The sequence below is a fragment of the Mesorhizobium sp. M7A.F.Ca.US.014.04.1.1 genome (assembly GCF_003998745.1).
Lineage (GTDB): Bacteria > Pseudomonadota > Alphaproteobacteria > Rhizobiales > Rhizobiaceae > Mesorhizobium > Mesorhizobium ciceri.
This window is the reverse complement of the sequence record NZ_RZRW01001239.1, coordinates 1-769: the sequence shown is the minus strand read 5'-3', so window position 1 is coordinate 769 and position 769 is coordinate 1. Positions and strand designations below refer to the sequence as shown.

Here is a 769-nt window from a genome sequence, read left to right as displayed (position 1 = left end):
CGCCGGCTGCCCCGTGGTGCTGAAGCCGGCCGAGTTCACGCCGCTGACCGCCATCCTGTTCGCCGAGATTTGCGAGCGTGCCGGCGTGCCGAAGGGCGTCGTCAACATCGTCCAGGGCGGCCCTGAGGCCGGCGTCGCCATCGTCAACCATCCCGGCGTCCAGAAGATCGCCTTTACCGGCTCTTCCGAGGTCGGCAAGATCATCCGCAAGGCCACCGCCGGCTCGGGCAAGAAACTGTCGCTGGAGCTCGGCGGCAAATCGGCTTTCATCGTCTTCGAGGATGCCGATCTCGACAGCGCCGTCGAAGGCCTGGTCGACGGCATCTGGTTCAACCAGGGCCAGGTCTGCTGCGCCGGTTCGCGGCTCCTGGTGCAGGAAGGCATAGCCGACGCCCTGATCGCCAAGGTCAAGACGCGGATGAGCCGGCTGCGCGTCGGCAGCCCGCTCGACAAGAACACCGATATCGGCCCGCTGGTCGATCTGACCCAGCTCGAGCGCGTCAAGGGCCTGGTTGCCGAAGGCGCCAGACAGGGCGCTGTTTGCTGGCAGCCGGATGCCGGGCTGCCGTCCTCCGGCTACTACCATCTGCCGACGCTCGCCACAGGTGTTTCGCCAGCTAACATATTGGCGCAAGAAGAGGTGTTCGGCCCTGTTCTGGCGACCATGACCTTCCGCAACACCGAGGAAGCGATCGAGCTCGCCAACAACACGCGCTATGGCCTCGCCGCCTCGGTGTGGAGCGAGAACGTCAACCTTGCCCTGCACGTC

The 769-nt window shown here is 65.8% G+C and carries 1 protein-coding gene; it reads left to right on the top strand.

All coding sequences use genetic code 11. The annotated features are described in order from the left end of the window. A partial coding sequence (locus EOA22_RS35810) for an aldehyde dehydrogenase family protein (RefSeq protein ID WP_127390720.1) occupies positions 1–769 on the top strand: 769 nt, incomplete at both ends.